Annotated in this window: 14 protein-coding genes; 4 read left to right on the top strand and 10 right to left on the bottom strand. The window is 50.5% G+C overall.

The features are described from left to right. Positions 1 to 2 precede the first annotated feature (2 nt). The 5 genes from AC04MQ_RS18175 to AC04MQ_RS18155 all read right to left on the bottom strand — a co-directional run bounded on the left by AC04MQ_RS18175 (position 3) and on the right by AC04MQ_RS18155 (position 4,132). On the bottom strand, positions 3 to 1,589 hold the full coding sequence (locus tag AC04MQ_RS18175) for a tetratricopeptide repeat protein (protein ID WP_475392763.1): 1,587 nt from the start codon (positions 1,587 to 1,589) through the stop codon (positions 3 to 5). Beyond that, the gene (locus AC04MQ_RS18170; protein WP_475392762.1) at positions 1,586 to 2,386 is read right to left on the bottom strand and encodes an outer membrane beta-barrel domain-containing protein; all 801 of its coding nucleotides are present in this window, start codon (positions 2,384 to 2,386) and stop codon (positions 1,586 to 1,588) included. The genes AC04MQ_RS18175 and AC04MQ_RS18170 overlap by 4 nt, the downstream gene beginning before the upstream one ends. 13 nt (positions 2,387 to 2,399) lie before the next feature. After that, on the bottom strand, positions 2,400 to 3,122 hold the full coding sequence (locus AC04MQ_RS18165) for an outer membrane beta-barrel domain-containing protein (RefSeq protein WP_015089971.1): 723 nt from the start codon (positions 3,120 to 3,122) through the stop codon (positions 2,400 to 2,402). A 3-nt stretch (positions 3,123 to 3,125) separates the two neighbouring features. Further along, entirely contained in the window at positions 3,126 to 3,593 is a 468-nt protein-coding gene (locus AC04MQ_RS18160) for a KdsC family phosphatase (RefSeq protein WP_235046254.1), read from the bottom strand. Between the two features lie 116 nt (positions 3,594 to 3,709). Continuing rightward, entirely contained in the window at positions 3,710 to 4,132 is a 423-nt protein-coding gene (locus AC04MQ_RS18155) for a hypothetical protein (RefSeq protein WP_015089969.1), read from the bottom strand. 84 nt (positions 4,133 to 4,216) lie between these two features. On the opposite strand from AC04MQ_RS18155, the gene AC04MQ_RS18150 reads away from it, so the two are divergent. From AC04MQ_RS18150 to AC04MQ_RS18140, 3 genes are read left to right on the top strand one after another with little or no spacing between them, the layout of a single operon-like run. Then, positions 4,217 to 5,005 carry a basic amino acid ABC transporter substrate-binding protein gene (locus AC04MQ_RS18150; RefSeq protein ID WP_475392761.1) on the top strand — a complete coding sequence of 263 codons (789 nt, stop codon included), beginning with the start codon at positions 4,217 to 4,219 and terminating at the stop codon, positions 5,003 to 5,005. Further along, positions 5,005 to 5,748 (top strand): amino acid ABC transporter permease, encoded by a 744-nt coding sequence (locus AC04MQ_RS18145; RefSeq protein ID WP_475392760.1) that lies wholly within the window; start codon positions 5,005 to 5,007, stop codon positions 5,746 to 5,748. The genes AC04MQ_RS18150 and AC04MQ_RS18145 overlap by 1 nt, the downstream gene beginning before the upstream one ends. Beyond that, complete coding sequence (locus tag AC04MQ_RS18140; protein WP_475392759.1) at positions 5,745 to 6,485, top strand: amino acid ABC transporter ATP-binding protein; 741 nt, start codon at positions 5,745 to 5,747, stop codon at positions 6,483 to 6,485. The genes AC04MQ_RS18145 and AC04MQ_RS18140 overlap by 4 nt, the downstream gene beginning before the upstream one ends. Here AC04MQ_RS18140 and AC04MQ_RS18135 read toward each other — a convergent pair. Further along, complete coding sequence (locus AC04MQ_RS18135) at positions 6,482 to 7,288, bottom strand: hypothetical protein (protein WP_015089965.1); 807 nt, start codon at positions 7,286 to 7,288, stop codon at positions 6,482 to 6,484. The genes AC04MQ_RS18140 and AC04MQ_RS18135 overlap by 4 nt on opposite strands. A gap of 173 nt (positions 7,289 to 7,461) precedes the next feature. On the opposite strand from AC04MQ_RS18135, the gene AC04MQ_RS18130 reads away from it, so the two are divergent. Beyond that, on the top strand, positions 7,462 to 8,826 hold the full coding sequence (locus AC04MQ_RS18130) for a hypothetical protein (protein WP_475392779.1): 1,365 nt from the start codon (positions 7,462 to 7,464) through the stop codon (positions 8,824 to 8,826). On the opposite strand, the gene AC04MQ_RS18125 is transcribed toward AC04MQ_RS18130, so the two are convergent. Genes AC04MQ_RS18125 through AC04MQ_RS18110 form a run of 4 tightly spaced genes read right to left on the bottom strand, consistent with a single transcriptional unit; the run spans position 8,823 to position 13,201 of the window. After that, complete coding sequence (locus tag AC04MQ_RS18125; protein ID WP_015089963.1) at positions 8,823 to 9,608, bottom strand: polyphosphate polymerase domain-containing protein; 786 nt, start codon at positions 9,606 to 9,608, stop codon at positions 8,823 to 8,825. The two genes, AC04MQ_RS18130 and AC04MQ_RS18125, sit on opposite strands and share 4 nt — an antisense overlap. Beyond that, a complete protein-coding gene (locus AC04MQ_RS18120; RefSeq protein WP_015089962.1) occupies positions 9,605 to 10,765 on the bottom strand; it encodes a hypothetical protein in 1,161 nt (386 codons plus the stop codon). The genes AC04MQ_RS18125 and AC04MQ_RS18120 overlap by 4 nt, the downstream gene beginning before the upstream one ends. Beyond that, entirely contained in the window at positions 10,765 to 12,516 is a 1,752-nt protein-coding gene (locus AC04MQ_RS18115; RefSeq protein WP_148278696.1) for a DUF3616 domain-containing protein, read from the bottom strand. Before AC04MQ_RS18115 ends, AC04MQ_RS18120 begins: the two co-directional genes overlap by 1 nt. A 1-nt stretch (position 12,517) precedes the next feature. Next, positions 12,518 to 13,201: a DUF4956 domain-containing protein gene (locus AC04MQ_RS18110; RefSeq protein ID WP_015089960.1), complete on the bottom strand. Its 684-nt coding sequence runs from the start codon at positions 13,199 to 13,201 to the stop codon at positions 12,518 to 12,520. Positions 13,202 to 13,315: the final 114 nt, after the last annotated feature.

The following is a 13,315-nucleotide window of genomic DNA, read 5'->3' as shown; positions in this document are numbered from 1 at the left end:
CTTTACTCGCAGCTCTGCTTTCCAAGGTAGTGGTAGTTTCCAACTTCATCCAGCCAGTACTCACCCTGGAATGGATAGTACTCGTAACCGTTTTCGATGTAGAACTTGCGGTTCACGTTTTCATCGATCTGGTCACCGCTGATGTCTTTGCCGGCGATTTTCTTTTTGATGCTTTCCTTGCGGCCCGTGATCATCTCGTAACGGATGAATCCGGCCTGTTCGTAAAGGTCACGCAGTTCCACGCGCATGTTCAGCAAGTGCGCCTTGACCATGTCGCCGATGGCGAATTTCGTGTTTTTACTGCGGTTTGCAAGGATCTTCAGGGAATACTGACCCAGCGGAGAAGCACGGAACGCGGAGTTGGATTCCACACGCGCTTTTTCCTGGTTCAGCTTTTCCAGATAATGCATGGAACGCTTCACATCCCCCTGATCCAGCACGTTTCTTAGAACGATGTATGGCAAGCGCAGGTTCGCCGACTTGTCCGTGGTTTTCATCAGGTGGGCTTTTTCAACCTCTGCATAGAAGGTTCCGGCTTCGTTGGAGGACTTCAGGAAGTCGCCGATTTTGGAGCGGACCGGGCCATAGGTTTTTTCAAACAGGCTTAGGACCTTTTCCATCTCGTCGTATTTACAGATGTACAGGTAGACGATCGAGCGCAAAAGCAAGCTCTCCGGCATATAGAAGTCTTCGTAATATGCCGAGTGGAGAGTTTGGAAGTTACTCAAGGAAGAACGGAAGCGCGCCGCACGCAGCATCGCCCAGCTCTGCTCAAAGACCGCGTCATGCCACATCAAAGTATCGCGGGGAACCTGGGAATAAGCTTCCACGGAAGCATCCCAATCCTGCTTTTGATAAAGTGCACGGGCAAGACCCATTTGAGCGGCCACTTTGTTCGTGTCCGTCACCGGAGCACGACGGCGGGCATCGAGCATTTTGTTGAAGGTGCCCACAGCCAAGGACGGCTGGTTGGCTTCAAGCTCTGCCAGACCCTTGGCATACAAAGCCTGGAAATAATAGCTGCTGGTTGGAGACACACGGCTGAACAGGTCCGCGGCTTTGGCAAATTCGCGGTTGCGCAAGCGGATTTCACCCAACCGGAAGTTGATCATGTCACGGAGTTTCGCCGGGAAGTCATTCAGGTCCACACGGGAAATCGCATAGTTCAAAATCGTGTCGTCACCCAAAGAATCCGCCACCACTGACAGCTTTTCGATGGCCATTTTGGAATATTTCGGATGCTTCATACGGATCACATCCACGAACTGGAATACGGCGGTCTGATAAAGCTTCAGCTCCACCAGCATCGTACCCAGGATGTATTTGATCTGCGGACGTTCAGCAGCCAGTTCGGACCGACGACTCAAAGAGAACAGCGCATTTGCCGCAGATTCATACTGCCCGCTTTGGGCCATACGAAGGGCGTTGCTGAGTTGGTTTCTGAGGGTCGCTTCACGCGTGTTCCCCGACACGGCCGGAGCCGCACGACGGGTTGTCGGTTGTTTTTTCAGAGTTTTGCGCTGCTGGGCATCGCCCGTAACAGGCACAACAATACTTGCGGCAATCAGGAGAAGTAATAATTTCTTCATCGGTAACTAGCCTCCGGGAAGAACCAACTCATACCCACGGTAAGGAAGAGGTTGTTGAAAGAATTTGTCGAGCCGTCGATGCCTTTGGCATTGAAGAAGTTCCAGCTGAAATCCCAGCGAACCGCATAGGCTTTGCTCAGGGCGAAGATCTGCCCTGCTGCCAAGTGCACAGTTCCTGCGCTTTCACCGGACTGGGTTTCGGTGTTGCCGTAACCAGCAGACAGATACAGGTCAAATGGAACGATCGTTTCATTGAACCAGGTCATTTTACCGTAAACCGGGATGTACATCAGATCCACACCGATAAAGGATTTTGGATAAACCAGGTTCTCGGTGCTGACACCCTGAATTTCCTTCAGTTCATCCGTTGCCTGGCGACTGGAGGTGGTCAGACCGAAATAATTCAGCTCAAGCCCCCAGCTTTCAGACATAAAGTAGCTGGCTTTCGCCACCCCACCGAATGTCAGGAAGAACGGATCATTCGTCACTGTCGTCAAACCACCGAACAACTGGAAGCGGCCGGTTTTTGGCAGGAAGCGTTTTTGAATGATGGAAATTTCCTGGAAAGGAGCCAATGTGCCCAGTCCCGAGAAGTCCGTCAGGGTGTTGTCCTTCGGAGCAGTCTCCTGATAGGACGGCGTGGAATCAGAAATAGACGGCTGCTGTCTTGGAGCTTCTTTTTCAAGCTCCAGTTCGATCACATCCAGTTCGTCACCTTCAGACTGGGCATAACCCAGGCCCGGCGCCGTCAGCGCCAGGAAAACAATTACCAGAGAAGTGAGTTTTCTGCTTAACATCTGTCAGCTCCTCTTAGAACAGATACGACAAACCCACATCCAGGTTTGTAGTGTAGGTTAGACGCTCTTGGAAATCACTGTAGTCAGGCTTTGGATCGCTGGGCTTCAGCGCGCCGTTCAGGAACGGGATCGGAGCCTGGTTGGCATAAAGACGCAGGTCAAAGCGCAATGCCCATTGTTTGGTGAAATAGAATTTCTGACCGATACCCACAGCCACCGCCGGGTAAGTCTTGTGCACATACTTCACCGCACCCACAGAAGCGGATCCGTAAAGAAGCGTGTTGAACACCAGGGATTTGGTCAGACTCATTTTTCCGTAGAAGGCTTTCAGATTGTAATCACCCATGATCGTCATCTCTGGCGACGGGGCACGGCTGAAATCCAGACTGAACTGCTGATCCAGCTGGTCAGCGTAGCTGGAAAGACCCGCAAAGTTCTTGGCAATCAAAAGACCCCAGGCGTGAGCTTCGCTGGTGTTATAATAGATACCCAGGCCCAGCTTGGAAACGTTGGCGATAGGTTCTGTCATCGCGTAGCCATAGAAACCATCGACTTCAAAACGACCGGCAGTCACCACGTTGCGGTTTTTTACGCTGACGGGTTTATCGAAAACAGGAAGCACGGATTCCTGAGCCAGTTCCTCTGTCGGAAGATTCACCACTTCCGCAAAAGCCGCCTTATGCAGCATCAGCGCAAGAACTATGATGAGAGCGGCCTTGAAACCATTTTTTAGCATGTCTTACCTACCCGATGAAAATGCACCGTATTTATAGATGTAATCACAAACTTCACGAACAGCCCCCAAACCACCAGGTCTGCGGGTCACATAATCAGCCACTTCCATAACTTCCTCGACAGCCTCTGGAACTGTTGCTCCAAATGCCACCGCCTCGATCATGGGAATATCAAAAATGTCATCACCGACATAAGCCATCTCTTCAGGCTTCAGGCCGGATTCCTGCTGCAGCTGCAAGAAAGAGGGCTCTTTGTCGAGAGCACCCTCATAGAAATACTGAATACCAAGAGCCTTCACGCGCGCGCGAATGTCCTCTGCCTTACTGCCTGTAATCACTGCTATTTTATAACCGGATTCCATAAGACGTTTGATACCAACGCCATCCCGGATGGAATAAAAGCGTCGCCATTCGGTGCCATCAAACCACACGCGTGTGTCAGTTAATACGCCATCAACGTCGAGAACCAACATCTTGATATTTTTAAGTTTTGATATTTCTAATGCCACTGAATCATTGTGAAAAATAAAAGACAATGGAGCAAGTGCCCCACTCTGATACAGGACTTAGGGTTGTGTGGATATACCGACTAAGGTCGGGCTGACTCGAGATCGTTCACTCTTTGTTGCAAACGGAATAGTTGCTTTTCAAGTTCCTGGACCCGGACTTTAAGCGCCTCGGTGTCCGCAGAGGCCGAAACACCGATTGCTTCGCCATTTAAAAGACCGGCCCCCAGTTCGGCGCGCTTCAAGTTCAGCTCCTGCAGTTTTTCAAGATCGGCATCTTCGACAAAGCCATCTTGAGCCTGCTGCGATTTCAAAACTTTGTTCTGATCATGAATCTGTCGACTGAGCTGCGCCATCTGCTGCAGATTCTGCCAGCTTCCCTGAAGCTTTCCGAAGTTGGGCGGGAATTCACGCGTGATCACAGAAAAAACAATGACAAACATCACGATGGAAATGAACAGGCTGCGCAGAATCGAGCCGACAACCTTGACCAGAACGGATTTCATGAATTACTCCCGAAATGACATTTGACTCAAAACAGAAGCGGTGGTCAAGTGGACGGGTCCAGTAGACACATTCGGGGGATTTTAATGAAACGACTTTCGCTTCTTATCACCAGTTGCCTTCTGCTAATCACTTTGGGTTGCACCAAAAAAGAGCCCGGGACCGCCGATACTGTGGCAAAAACATCCGCAAAAAAAGAACTCACTGTTGGAACGGATGCAGCCTACGCCCCATTTGAAATCGAAAACGCCGACAAAAGCATCAGCGGCTTCGACATCGAAATCATCCAGGCCATCGCTGCCAAACAAAGCCTGACTCTGGATATCGTAAACACTCCGTGGGAAGGGTTGTTCAGCCAGCTTGAATCCGGCGACCGTGACATTCTGATTTCCGCCATCACTATCAATGACGAACGCAGAAAAACCATGGACTTTTCCGATCCCTATTTTGATGCCGTTCAGTTAATCGCGGTTCCGAACAACTCTAAAGTCACGAAATTCGATGACCTGAAAAAGCTAAAGGTCGGAGTTCAGATCGGAACCACTGGTGATGAAGTCGTCACCCGCCTGCTGGGCCGAGCCAGCCCGAACATCAAACGTTTTGAAGGCACACCATTGGCATTGCAAGAGCTGATCAATGGCGGTGTCGATGCCGTGGTCGCCGACAATGGTGTTATCAACAATTTCTTTGCCAACAACCCGAAAGACTTCAAAGTCCTGTCCGACACCAGCTTCTCGAAAGAGCAGTACGGTATCGCGGTTAAAAAGGGCAACACAGACCTGCTGAAGAAGATCAACGACGGACTGGCAGCCATCAAAACCGACGGCACCTATGACGGCATCTTCAAAAAATACTTCGGAGAAAAGAAGAACTGATGTTTTCGTGGTTTCGCACTGACATCATCATCGAATACTGGCCCCTTTTTATGCAGGGGCTTGTCACCACCCTGCAACTGACCCTGATTGGAATCTTCTTTGGCACTGTCCTGGGCCTGTTTTTGGGACTGGGAAAAATCGCCCGTATAGAACGAGGCCCGTGGCGTTGGCCGGTTCAACTGTTCGTCCGCCTGCCTTCGCAAATCTATATCGGCTTCTTCCGCGGGACCCCCTTGTTTGTGCAAATCCTTTTGATTCATTTTGCACTGGTGCCGTTGTTGATTCATCCGGAGGACGGTCTGCTGATCTCGGGTGACATGGCCCTTTACCTGAAACGGGAATACGGCGCGCTTATTTCCGGCGCCCTGGCGCTCAGCCTGAATTCTGCTGCTTATATCGCGGAAATCTTCCGCGCCGGGATTCAATCCATCGACCGAGGTCAGTTTGAAGCGGCGAGGTCTTTGGGACTTGGTTATTTCCACACCATGAAATCCGTCATCATCCCGCAGGCGTTTCGTCGTATGCTGCCTCCGCTGGGCAATGAAGCCATCACCCTGCTGAAAGATTCTTCTTTGGTGTCAGCCATCGGCTTGGCAGAACTGGCTTACGCCGCCCGCACCGCTGCTGGCGCCTATGCCCGCTATTGGGAACCGTATTTATTTATTTCCGTGATCTATCTGATCATCACCCTGGGCATGTCCTTTGTGGTTCACCGTCTTGAAAAAAGGTACCAATCCACATGATTCAGATTCAAGCATTGGACAAATTCTTTGGCAGCCGCCAGGTTCTGAAAAACGTGTCCTGCGAAATCAAGGACAACGAAGTGGTGTGTGTAATCGGCCCTTCTGGATCTGGCAAGAGCACCTTTTTAAGATGCATCAATGCCCTTGAAATCGCCCAAGCCGGCACCATCAGGGTCGACGGCTTTGAAGTCACCAACCCCCAGACGGATCTTAACAAACTGCGTGCTCATGTGGGCATGGTGTTTCAGCGCTTCAATCTGTTCCCGCACAAAACGGCTTTGCAGAATATTATGCTGGCACCCATGAAGGTTAAACATCTTTCAAAGGATGCTGCCGAAACCAAGGCGCGTGAACTGCTGGCCCGTGTGGGCCTGGCTGAAAAGGCCGACAGCTACCCACACGAACTTTCCGGCGGACAGCAACAGCGTGTCGCCATTGCCCGGGCGCTGGCTATGGAACCGCAAGTGATGTTGTTTGATGAGCCGACATCGGCTCTGGATCCGGAAATGGTCGGAGAAGTTTTGGATGTCATCAAATCCCTGGCTCACAGTGGAAAGACCATGGTGATTGTGACCCACGAGATGGGTTTTGCACGACAAGTCAGTGATCGCATCCTATTTATGGATGAAGGCCAGGTTGTCGAGCAAGGGCCGCCGGAGAAGATCTTCAACCGCGCCGAAAGCGAAAGAACCAGGACGTTCCTTGGGAAGGTCCTGCGGTTCCATGAAACACCTTAATACGTCTCAGGACATATCAGGCTTCTTTCCTCTGCGGTGATTGAAAACTTGACGAGGGGCTTGAAGTCTCGAAGTCTTTTTCTTATCGTTTCAAATCCTTGATTGTTGCCATCGGTGTTTTGCATCCAATAGGCATCCACTTTTTCATTGGACCAGCCACAGAACTGCTTCAGCACCATTCCTGAGATCAACCCCGAAGAATGCCAGCCATTCCAGCAATGGGCATAGATAGGCCCGTTTGATTTTCCTTTGATCCGGTCATAGACCATCGCAAGAATCTTTTCATTTTCACCAGCGGCGGCATACTGCTTATATGCCAGCGTCTGATCCTGATGGGACGTATTCTGGCACTTCACGCTTTTAGGTGCCGTTGCGAAATTTTCTGAATACAAATACACCGCCGCCGAAAAGTCCTCTTTGCACAGGTTGTTCAGACCCGTGGTGGGCAGCGGATTGGTGTTGGACCGAGGTGGATCGAAGTATTTATTGTTCGCTCCGCCGCGATATAAAACTCCGTGCAATACCACGCGAAAGTTTCGCGTGCCCCACAGATTCGTGTCACCAAGCCCTTTATTATCAGTCGATTTGTCAGAGGCTGACTCAAGTTCGTAGCGTGCTTTATATTTTTTTACTTCCTGATCCAGTCGAAAAACAGAAGGATCTGTGACTTCTGGCACAGTTTCCACGGCGCTTGTGGAATTCCCGGTGGACAAAGCCTCAGTCACACTGCCCTTTGCACAACCAATCACATTTGCAGTCAGAAAACAGAATAAAATGGATTTTGACAGAGTTATGTATTTCATAAACGTCATCTTCAAATACTTCTGTCTGTGAACACAAGTTTGCTGGACCAATAAAATGTGAATGCGAGCCCACAAAACCGACATTGGTCTTCTGAACTTGTAAGTATTTAAAATTTCCTTTCCTCGATATAAACAAAGAAGGACCTAAGTTCTCACCCAAATGAGGTAGTGTGATGAAGCTCGTCGCAATCTGCACTTCGGCTGTTTTATCTGTCATCATTCCCCTTTCCAATGCGGTTGCCATCAACCTTGGAAATCTTAAAGGCGAAACGCGAACCGAATACTTTTCCCCCTATGGTGTGCGCGAACTTTGTGTCGTTCCAAAAAAGTGGCCCGGCGCTGCCTATCGCAGCGATGACACCAGTAAAGAAAGCACGCTGTGCGGTTATGACTTCTATCGCACCGTCGGCATCTGCCCGAAATACAACTCCACCAATCCTGGCGTCTTGCTGCTGGCTCCGAATGCCAGTTACAGCAAAGAGGCCATTGATGCTTCAGACTGCAACCTAAAAAAAATGTCCGTTAAAACCGAGGCGAAATTCAAACAGACCATCACCTGTTCTTATACGCCATCGATTCTGGCCTACTATCATATGTCGCGCATTCTGGGCGGGGTCGGCCGGGTTCCTGTATCAGTGATCCGCACCATGGATTTGAAAGTTCACAGCCAGCTGACCAACAAGGCGGTGCACGCCCTGCGTGACTCGACAGATACTATTGCCCAGGCTTGGCGAAAACTGGGGGAAATGCATCTAAATCCCCGTGCCTTTCCCCAACTGGTGGACACCACCTTCACGCAGCTTTACGGCGGACTTTCTGACAATGTAAAGAATGAAAATGTCTATAATGACGTCAGTGGACGAGGCACATACAACAGCCGCTATCAGCGCTTCCTGAAACAAAAGCCCTTCTTAAAGGTCGCCAGCACCAAAACGGTCGCCCAACTGGTGGGCTCTGGGGAATTCACCCGCGTGGCCCAGGATGTGATTCAAATGAAAGACGTCGCCGATATGGTTCTGATCGACACCTTGATGAACCAGCAGGACCGCATCGGAAACATTCACTATAAGTTCTATTGGTATTCGATCAATCCTTCCACCAATCGCATTGAGCGCTCTAAATCCAACGCCGAACTTGTGGATGGAAAGATCGTGATACCGGCCGAAGAAAAACGCCAAATGGCCGGACGGACGGCCGTGGTCTTAAAAGAAATGATCCTGAAGGACAACGACTGTGGCGTCATCAAAGACAATATGATGCGAGCTTACAGCGTCCTGGAAAAAGTCCGTCATATGAGCTATCTGACCTATCGTTACTTTATGGCTTTTGAAAAGTCACTGGCAGCCCCTGCCACCAAGGACTACTTCAAAACAGAACTGCTCTTTACCGACAAGGACTATCGGTCTTTACAGGACAATGCCAGCAAGGCCAAAGAAATCCTGACCGGCACCTGTCGCACAGGTCAGCTGAAGTTTGACTTGGATCTGGAAAATTATCTGCCGGGGGCGCGTCCCCCGCTCACCCCTTGCAGCAATTAAAGATACAAAGGGCCCGGGGCTAAAACCTCGGGCACTCCCAACAAGGTTGTCATGGAATTTCCGAATTTCGAGAACGAGCCGCTTTCCAGTTCAAAACGCCGGATCAGGTCCACCATCCAATAAGGGATCTTCTTTTCGCACTTCAATTCCAGAATGACATTGCACCCTGGTTCTTCAAAAGAGTCCGGATGATCATAGTGGCTTAATAAATTACTGTCCGGTCGCACGCGCCATTCGTTCATTTCCTGAAAGCGCAGGTCCCGGTCAAAGGTGACGCGAGCATAGTCGTCCACAACCGACAGATAAGCCTTGCGGCGGTACTGAGTCAAAATCACCGGCCCCACGTTATAGGTCATCTTCATCCGGATAAACTCTTCCAGATTTCCGTGGGAACTTCCTTGAATATGATCCGGGATGACTCCCCAATCCAGAATATCCACCCAGTTTTCGTCATGGACCAGCGCGCGCTTCTTGCGCACAAATTCCCGCAGCTTGTATTTAATCTCAAAGAAATAAGGTGGCTTGGGGTTATCACCATAGGACCGAATGCGCATATTAAAGTTAAAGGCGTTGGCAGATTCTTTAAACCGCAGCAGGTATAAACTGGGCGTATCCAGATAAAGACTGTTGATGGTGTAGTGCTTGTCCGGCGAAACAGTGGAATAGTAATCCATTTCGCAATAGGTTTCCACAAAGCGCGAAATGGGTTCTACCAGACTTGCCGGGATCAGATACTTCAATTCATACCGCTCCAGCGCCAGCGGAGATACCGGTCCACTCACAGCGCCACCACCTTCTGGGTTTTACTAAGATGGTTTTTGGCGGGCTCGGCAGCCAACCTTTCACTTTCCAGCAGGTACTCGACAAATAAAGTCAGAATCTCCTGCTGCTGGCTGAGCAAATCCAACTCGGTCTGTTCCTGCAACAGGCGGCCCTCAAGTACTGACAAAGTGTCTTGAGCTTTCACTTTCTGACTTTCTTTCAGGCCCTGACTGGTCATCTTATAAAGCCCCGCCAGGCTCTGAATTTGATTCTTCAAACTTAGCAGGCGGTCTTTGCTGTCTTCGGCTTCCTTTTGTTTCAGGGCTTTTTTTAGAATCAATTCATTCTGTTTTTGCCGGGACAGATCATCCGACCCAAGATGCGGAAGCTGCAAAGTCAGTTCGACCTTGTAACCGACTTCATCTTCTTTGCGAGTTTGGGAAACATCCAGTCCCTTGACCCACTGATCTTCACGTCCGCGCAGAATTTCCAGTTCCCGGGAAATGTCTTTAAACTCAGTCTCTGATATTCGCGCCGTCAAAGAAGCTTCCGGTGCAGGCTGGCTGCCCAATGAATCAAGCACCTCTTGCACACTGATCAGATCAAAGCCTTCCAGCGGGCTTTCCCCCCATTGCGGAACCCAGGATTTTAGTTTCTTGACCGCCAGTTTGTTTTCCTGCGCAATCACACTTTCCAGGCGTTTCAGCTTATAAATGTCCCCTTGCGCCCCCAGGAAGGACTTAGTCGACGTGCGCCCCGCCCGCAAGGAAAGACTTTGCGCCTTTAAATAACCCTCGGACAATTTCATGGAACTGTTCAACACCGCCATTTTCTGCTGACTGATTTCATACGAGATTAAATTCAAATAGCGTTCATGAAGAGCCCACGCCAAAGAAGCCTCTTTCAAAACTTTCTTGCGCGGTTCTGAATTGGGTCCCAGCTTCCACTCCGGCCACGAGCGGAACTGAAACTTCAGCCCGACTTCGTATTCATTTTTGTCATCTTCTTTTTCAGCACTGACAAAACCCTCGACATTGCGCAAGGGATTGCGGGAATCGGTCGGGCGCATTTCTTCCTGCGAAGTGTAGGCCGTGTCGGACCAGGCTGTTTTTAATACCTGCTCGGGCGTCACCGCAAAAGAAGAAAGTCCCCCCAAAAGGATCCAAGACAAAAGCATCACGGGGTCCTTTTATCGGCGACAAGACTGACGACGGCATACTGACTGGAGCTTTTGCTATCAAAGACGGCAAACATCTGATGCATGTCCGGGTGAAGTGCCAAGCCCTCCAGATGACGCATGCGGAATTCATGCAACAGCTCGGGTGCATTCTGACCTGCCGTCATCTTCCAGATGGCACTGCACGAAGCCCCGCGACAGGATGATGCCAGATAGAAGGCATCGCCCTGCTTGATCAGATCTGTCAGCACCAATTCAACATCCTGATGAGGCAGTTTCATCTCAAATCGCGCCGCCAGGGTCACTTGGGCTGGTTTTAAAACACCGTCAAAGACCGAAGCAAAGTCCGACACCTTAAGAATCAATCCCTCGTTGCGATGAAGCACGGGGCCTTTCAGTGACAGGTACAAATCTTTGTTTTCAATGGCGTGGCCTTCGACCTCAAAGCCCTCTTTGGTCAGTTTCAAATCAGCTTCATAGATGGACTTCAACACCGGATCTTGCGATTCTTTCAGGGCCAGCAACAGGGGTTTACGCAAATCCACATGATGTTCCACGCTGTAGCGCAGGCCATTGCGCTTGATCTGTGCGAAGATCTGTCGTTCTTCCTTCAGCTTTCCTTTTTTGGTCGCCGACATGGAACTGAGCAAATACAAGTGCTCGCCCTGTACCGACATTGACTCAATGTCCGCCATCACTGGCAATCCGGAAAGCTGGATCTGATGGGGTTGAATCTGCCCCTGCTCATTCATCAGGAACAGCACCGGGCGGTCTTCAGGATAATCATCAGAAACCAGAACAAACTGTTTCAGCTCGGGCACAAAGACCACACCCGACATCTCCGGCTTGAAGGTCTCTACAATATTCAAAGGAATATCCATGTCGCGTGGATCCTGTTGCTGAGCTTCCTGGGCTTGGGTTGCTTCGTCGGCATTGGCCAGGCTTAGCAGAGACAAACTCCATTTTTTCTGAACAAAAACTTTTTCCCCCAGCAGGAATTCATTCGCACGAGGAATCTTGATCACGGCTTCACGTCCCCAAGCGGGCAGGGTTTGAATCCTTAACAGACGCTCCGGAATCTGCACGATGCGCGAACCGATGCTGACCACCGAGCCCCGCACGACTTTGCCTCCGGCAGAACTGACTTCCACCACCTGCCCCACGGACAACGTAGATGAAAGGTTTTCATTGATATAGCCATTTACGTAAGTGGGATTCAGGGGGACCAGCGTGATCAGGGGGGCAAAGGCCGGCGCCTTTTCTCCATTTTTGAAATTCACCGCGCCCACGGCGCCGTCAACTTCGGCAAAAACAAAAAGATTCTTCATGCGGCCTTCGATCAAAGCCATTTCCCGGCGGGCGTCTTCCAATTCGACCAGCAAAGGATCCGCCTGCGGAGCCAAATGTCCCAGATCTTTGACGACTCCGGCCAGTTGCTGGCGCAGGTGCATTTCGGCATTCAGTTTATCATAGCGGCTTTTCAAAACACGCAACTGGGATTCCCACTCGGACTGGCCCAATTCCGCCAGCAGATCCCCTTTACGCACAATCTGACTGGGAAGCACATAGATGTGTTTGATTTCTACGGGGCTGTCGAAGTTAACCTGAAATTCACGTGATTCAGCAACGCCCAGAATGCTGACAGGATCAGACCCCAGCACCAGTCCCAACATCAATACCAGAACCACGGCCGCACTCCAGCAGCCCAATAGAAAACGGTTCTCGGTCCCGACGACGTCAGCTAGTTTCACCTTACACCTCGATCACGGATTCTTGATTCATAAAGTTCAGGCCGCGCACGGAAGAAATACGCCCCAGCTCTTCAACAAGCTCTGCGGAAGTCTGACGGGGCTTTAAACGCACCTGATAAGAATAATCCAGACGCTCGCCCTGCCCCATTTCCCGGATCGTGGCCAATGCAAAGTGACGGCAGGATTTTTCCAGCACGCCTTCGACTTCGCGCTGATCCTGCCCTGACCGAGACAAATTCAAACGCAACAGACCATCGAACTGCGGACCCGCAGCGAAGGGGGATTTTTGCAGCACAGTCAGCGCCAGAATAAAACAGAACGTTCCCAAAATGGCGATGCCATAGGCATGAACCCCGGAAGCCAGACCCACAGCCAAGGAAGCAAAAATAAAGAACATATCGCGGGGGTCTTTGACGTTCGTGCGGAATCGGAGCAAGGACAAGGCCCCGATCATTCCGATCCCGCGAGCAACGTTATCCCCAATGGCCTGCATCGCAATTGCAATAACGATCGGCAAAAGAACCAGGCCGTGCAGGAAATTCAACGAATAAGACAGTCCCCGAAAGGTCTTCACATAGGCCACAGCCAAGGCCGTCCCCAGAATGAAACTGAGCAAAAAGGCATAGATGATTGAAATCCACGTCGGATTGGCAAATGATGAGTTAAGAACAGAAAAATCCAACATACTCTTCCCCCGGAAGCGTCTAAAGAGACGATCATTGTCAGTCTTTGCCCCTTGATCACAACCAAAATAAAACAGAATGACGAAGACTTAATTGCCCTTTCCGGGCCGCAATCT

Source organism: Bdellovibrio sp. MYbb2 (assembly GCF_056175685.1).
Note: the sequence above shows the minus strand (reverse complement) of the source record. Positions and strands in the feature narration are given on the sequence as shown.

Bases quoted from the DNA above. Each gene is read 5' to 3' on its own strand.
- AC04MQ_RS18160 (WP_235046254.1), bottom strand. From the start codon at position 3,593: ATGTTGGTTCTCGACGTTGATGGCGTATTAACTGACACACGCGTGTGG.
- AC04MQ_RS18150 (WP_475392761.1), top strand. From the start codon at position 4,217: ATGAAACGACTTTCGCTTCTTATCACCAGTTGCCTTCTGCTAATCACT.
- AC04MQ_RS18170 (WP_475392762.1), bottom strand. From the start codon at position 2,386: ATGTTAAGCAGAAAACTCACTTCTCTGGTAATTGTTTTCCTGGCGCTG.
- AC04MQ_RS18165 (WP_015089971.1), bottom strand. From the start codon at position 3,122: ATGCTAAAAAATGGTTTCAAGGCCGCTCTCATCATAGTTCTTGCGCTG.
- AC04MQ_RS18145 (WP_475392760.1), top strand. From the start codon at position 5,005: ATGTTTTCGTGGTTTCGCACTGACATCATCATCGAATACTGGCCCCTT.
- AC04MQ_RS18110 (WP_015089960.1), bottom strand. From the start codon at position 13,201: ATGTTGGATTTTTCTGTTCTTAACTCATCATTTGCCAATCCGACGTGG.
- AC04MQ_RS18130 (WP_475392779.1), top strand. From the start codon at position 7,462: ATGAAGCTCGTCGCAATCTGCACTTCGGCTGTTTTATCTGTCATCATT.
- AC04MQ_RS18155 (WP_015089969.1), bottom strand. From the start codon at position 4,132: ATGAAATCCGTTCTGGTCAAGGTTGTCGGCTCGATTCTGCGCAGCCTG.
- AC04MQ_RS18135 (WP_015089965.1), bottom strand. From the start codon at position 7,288: ATGAAATACATAACTCTGTCAAAATCCATTTTATTCTGTTTTCTGACT.
- AC04MQ_RS18175 (WP_475392763.1), bottom strand. From the start codon at position 1,589: ATGAAGAAATTATTACTTCTCCTGATTGCCGCAAGTATTGTTGTGCCT.
- AC04MQ_RS18140 (WP_475392759.1), top strand. From the start codon at position 5,745: ATGATTCAGATTCAAGCATTGGACAAATTCTTTGGCAGCCGCCAGGTT.
- AC04MQ_RS18120 (WP_015089962.1), bottom strand. From the start codon at position 10,765: ATGCTTTTGTCTTGGATCCTTTTGGGGGGACTTTCTTCTTTTGCGGTG.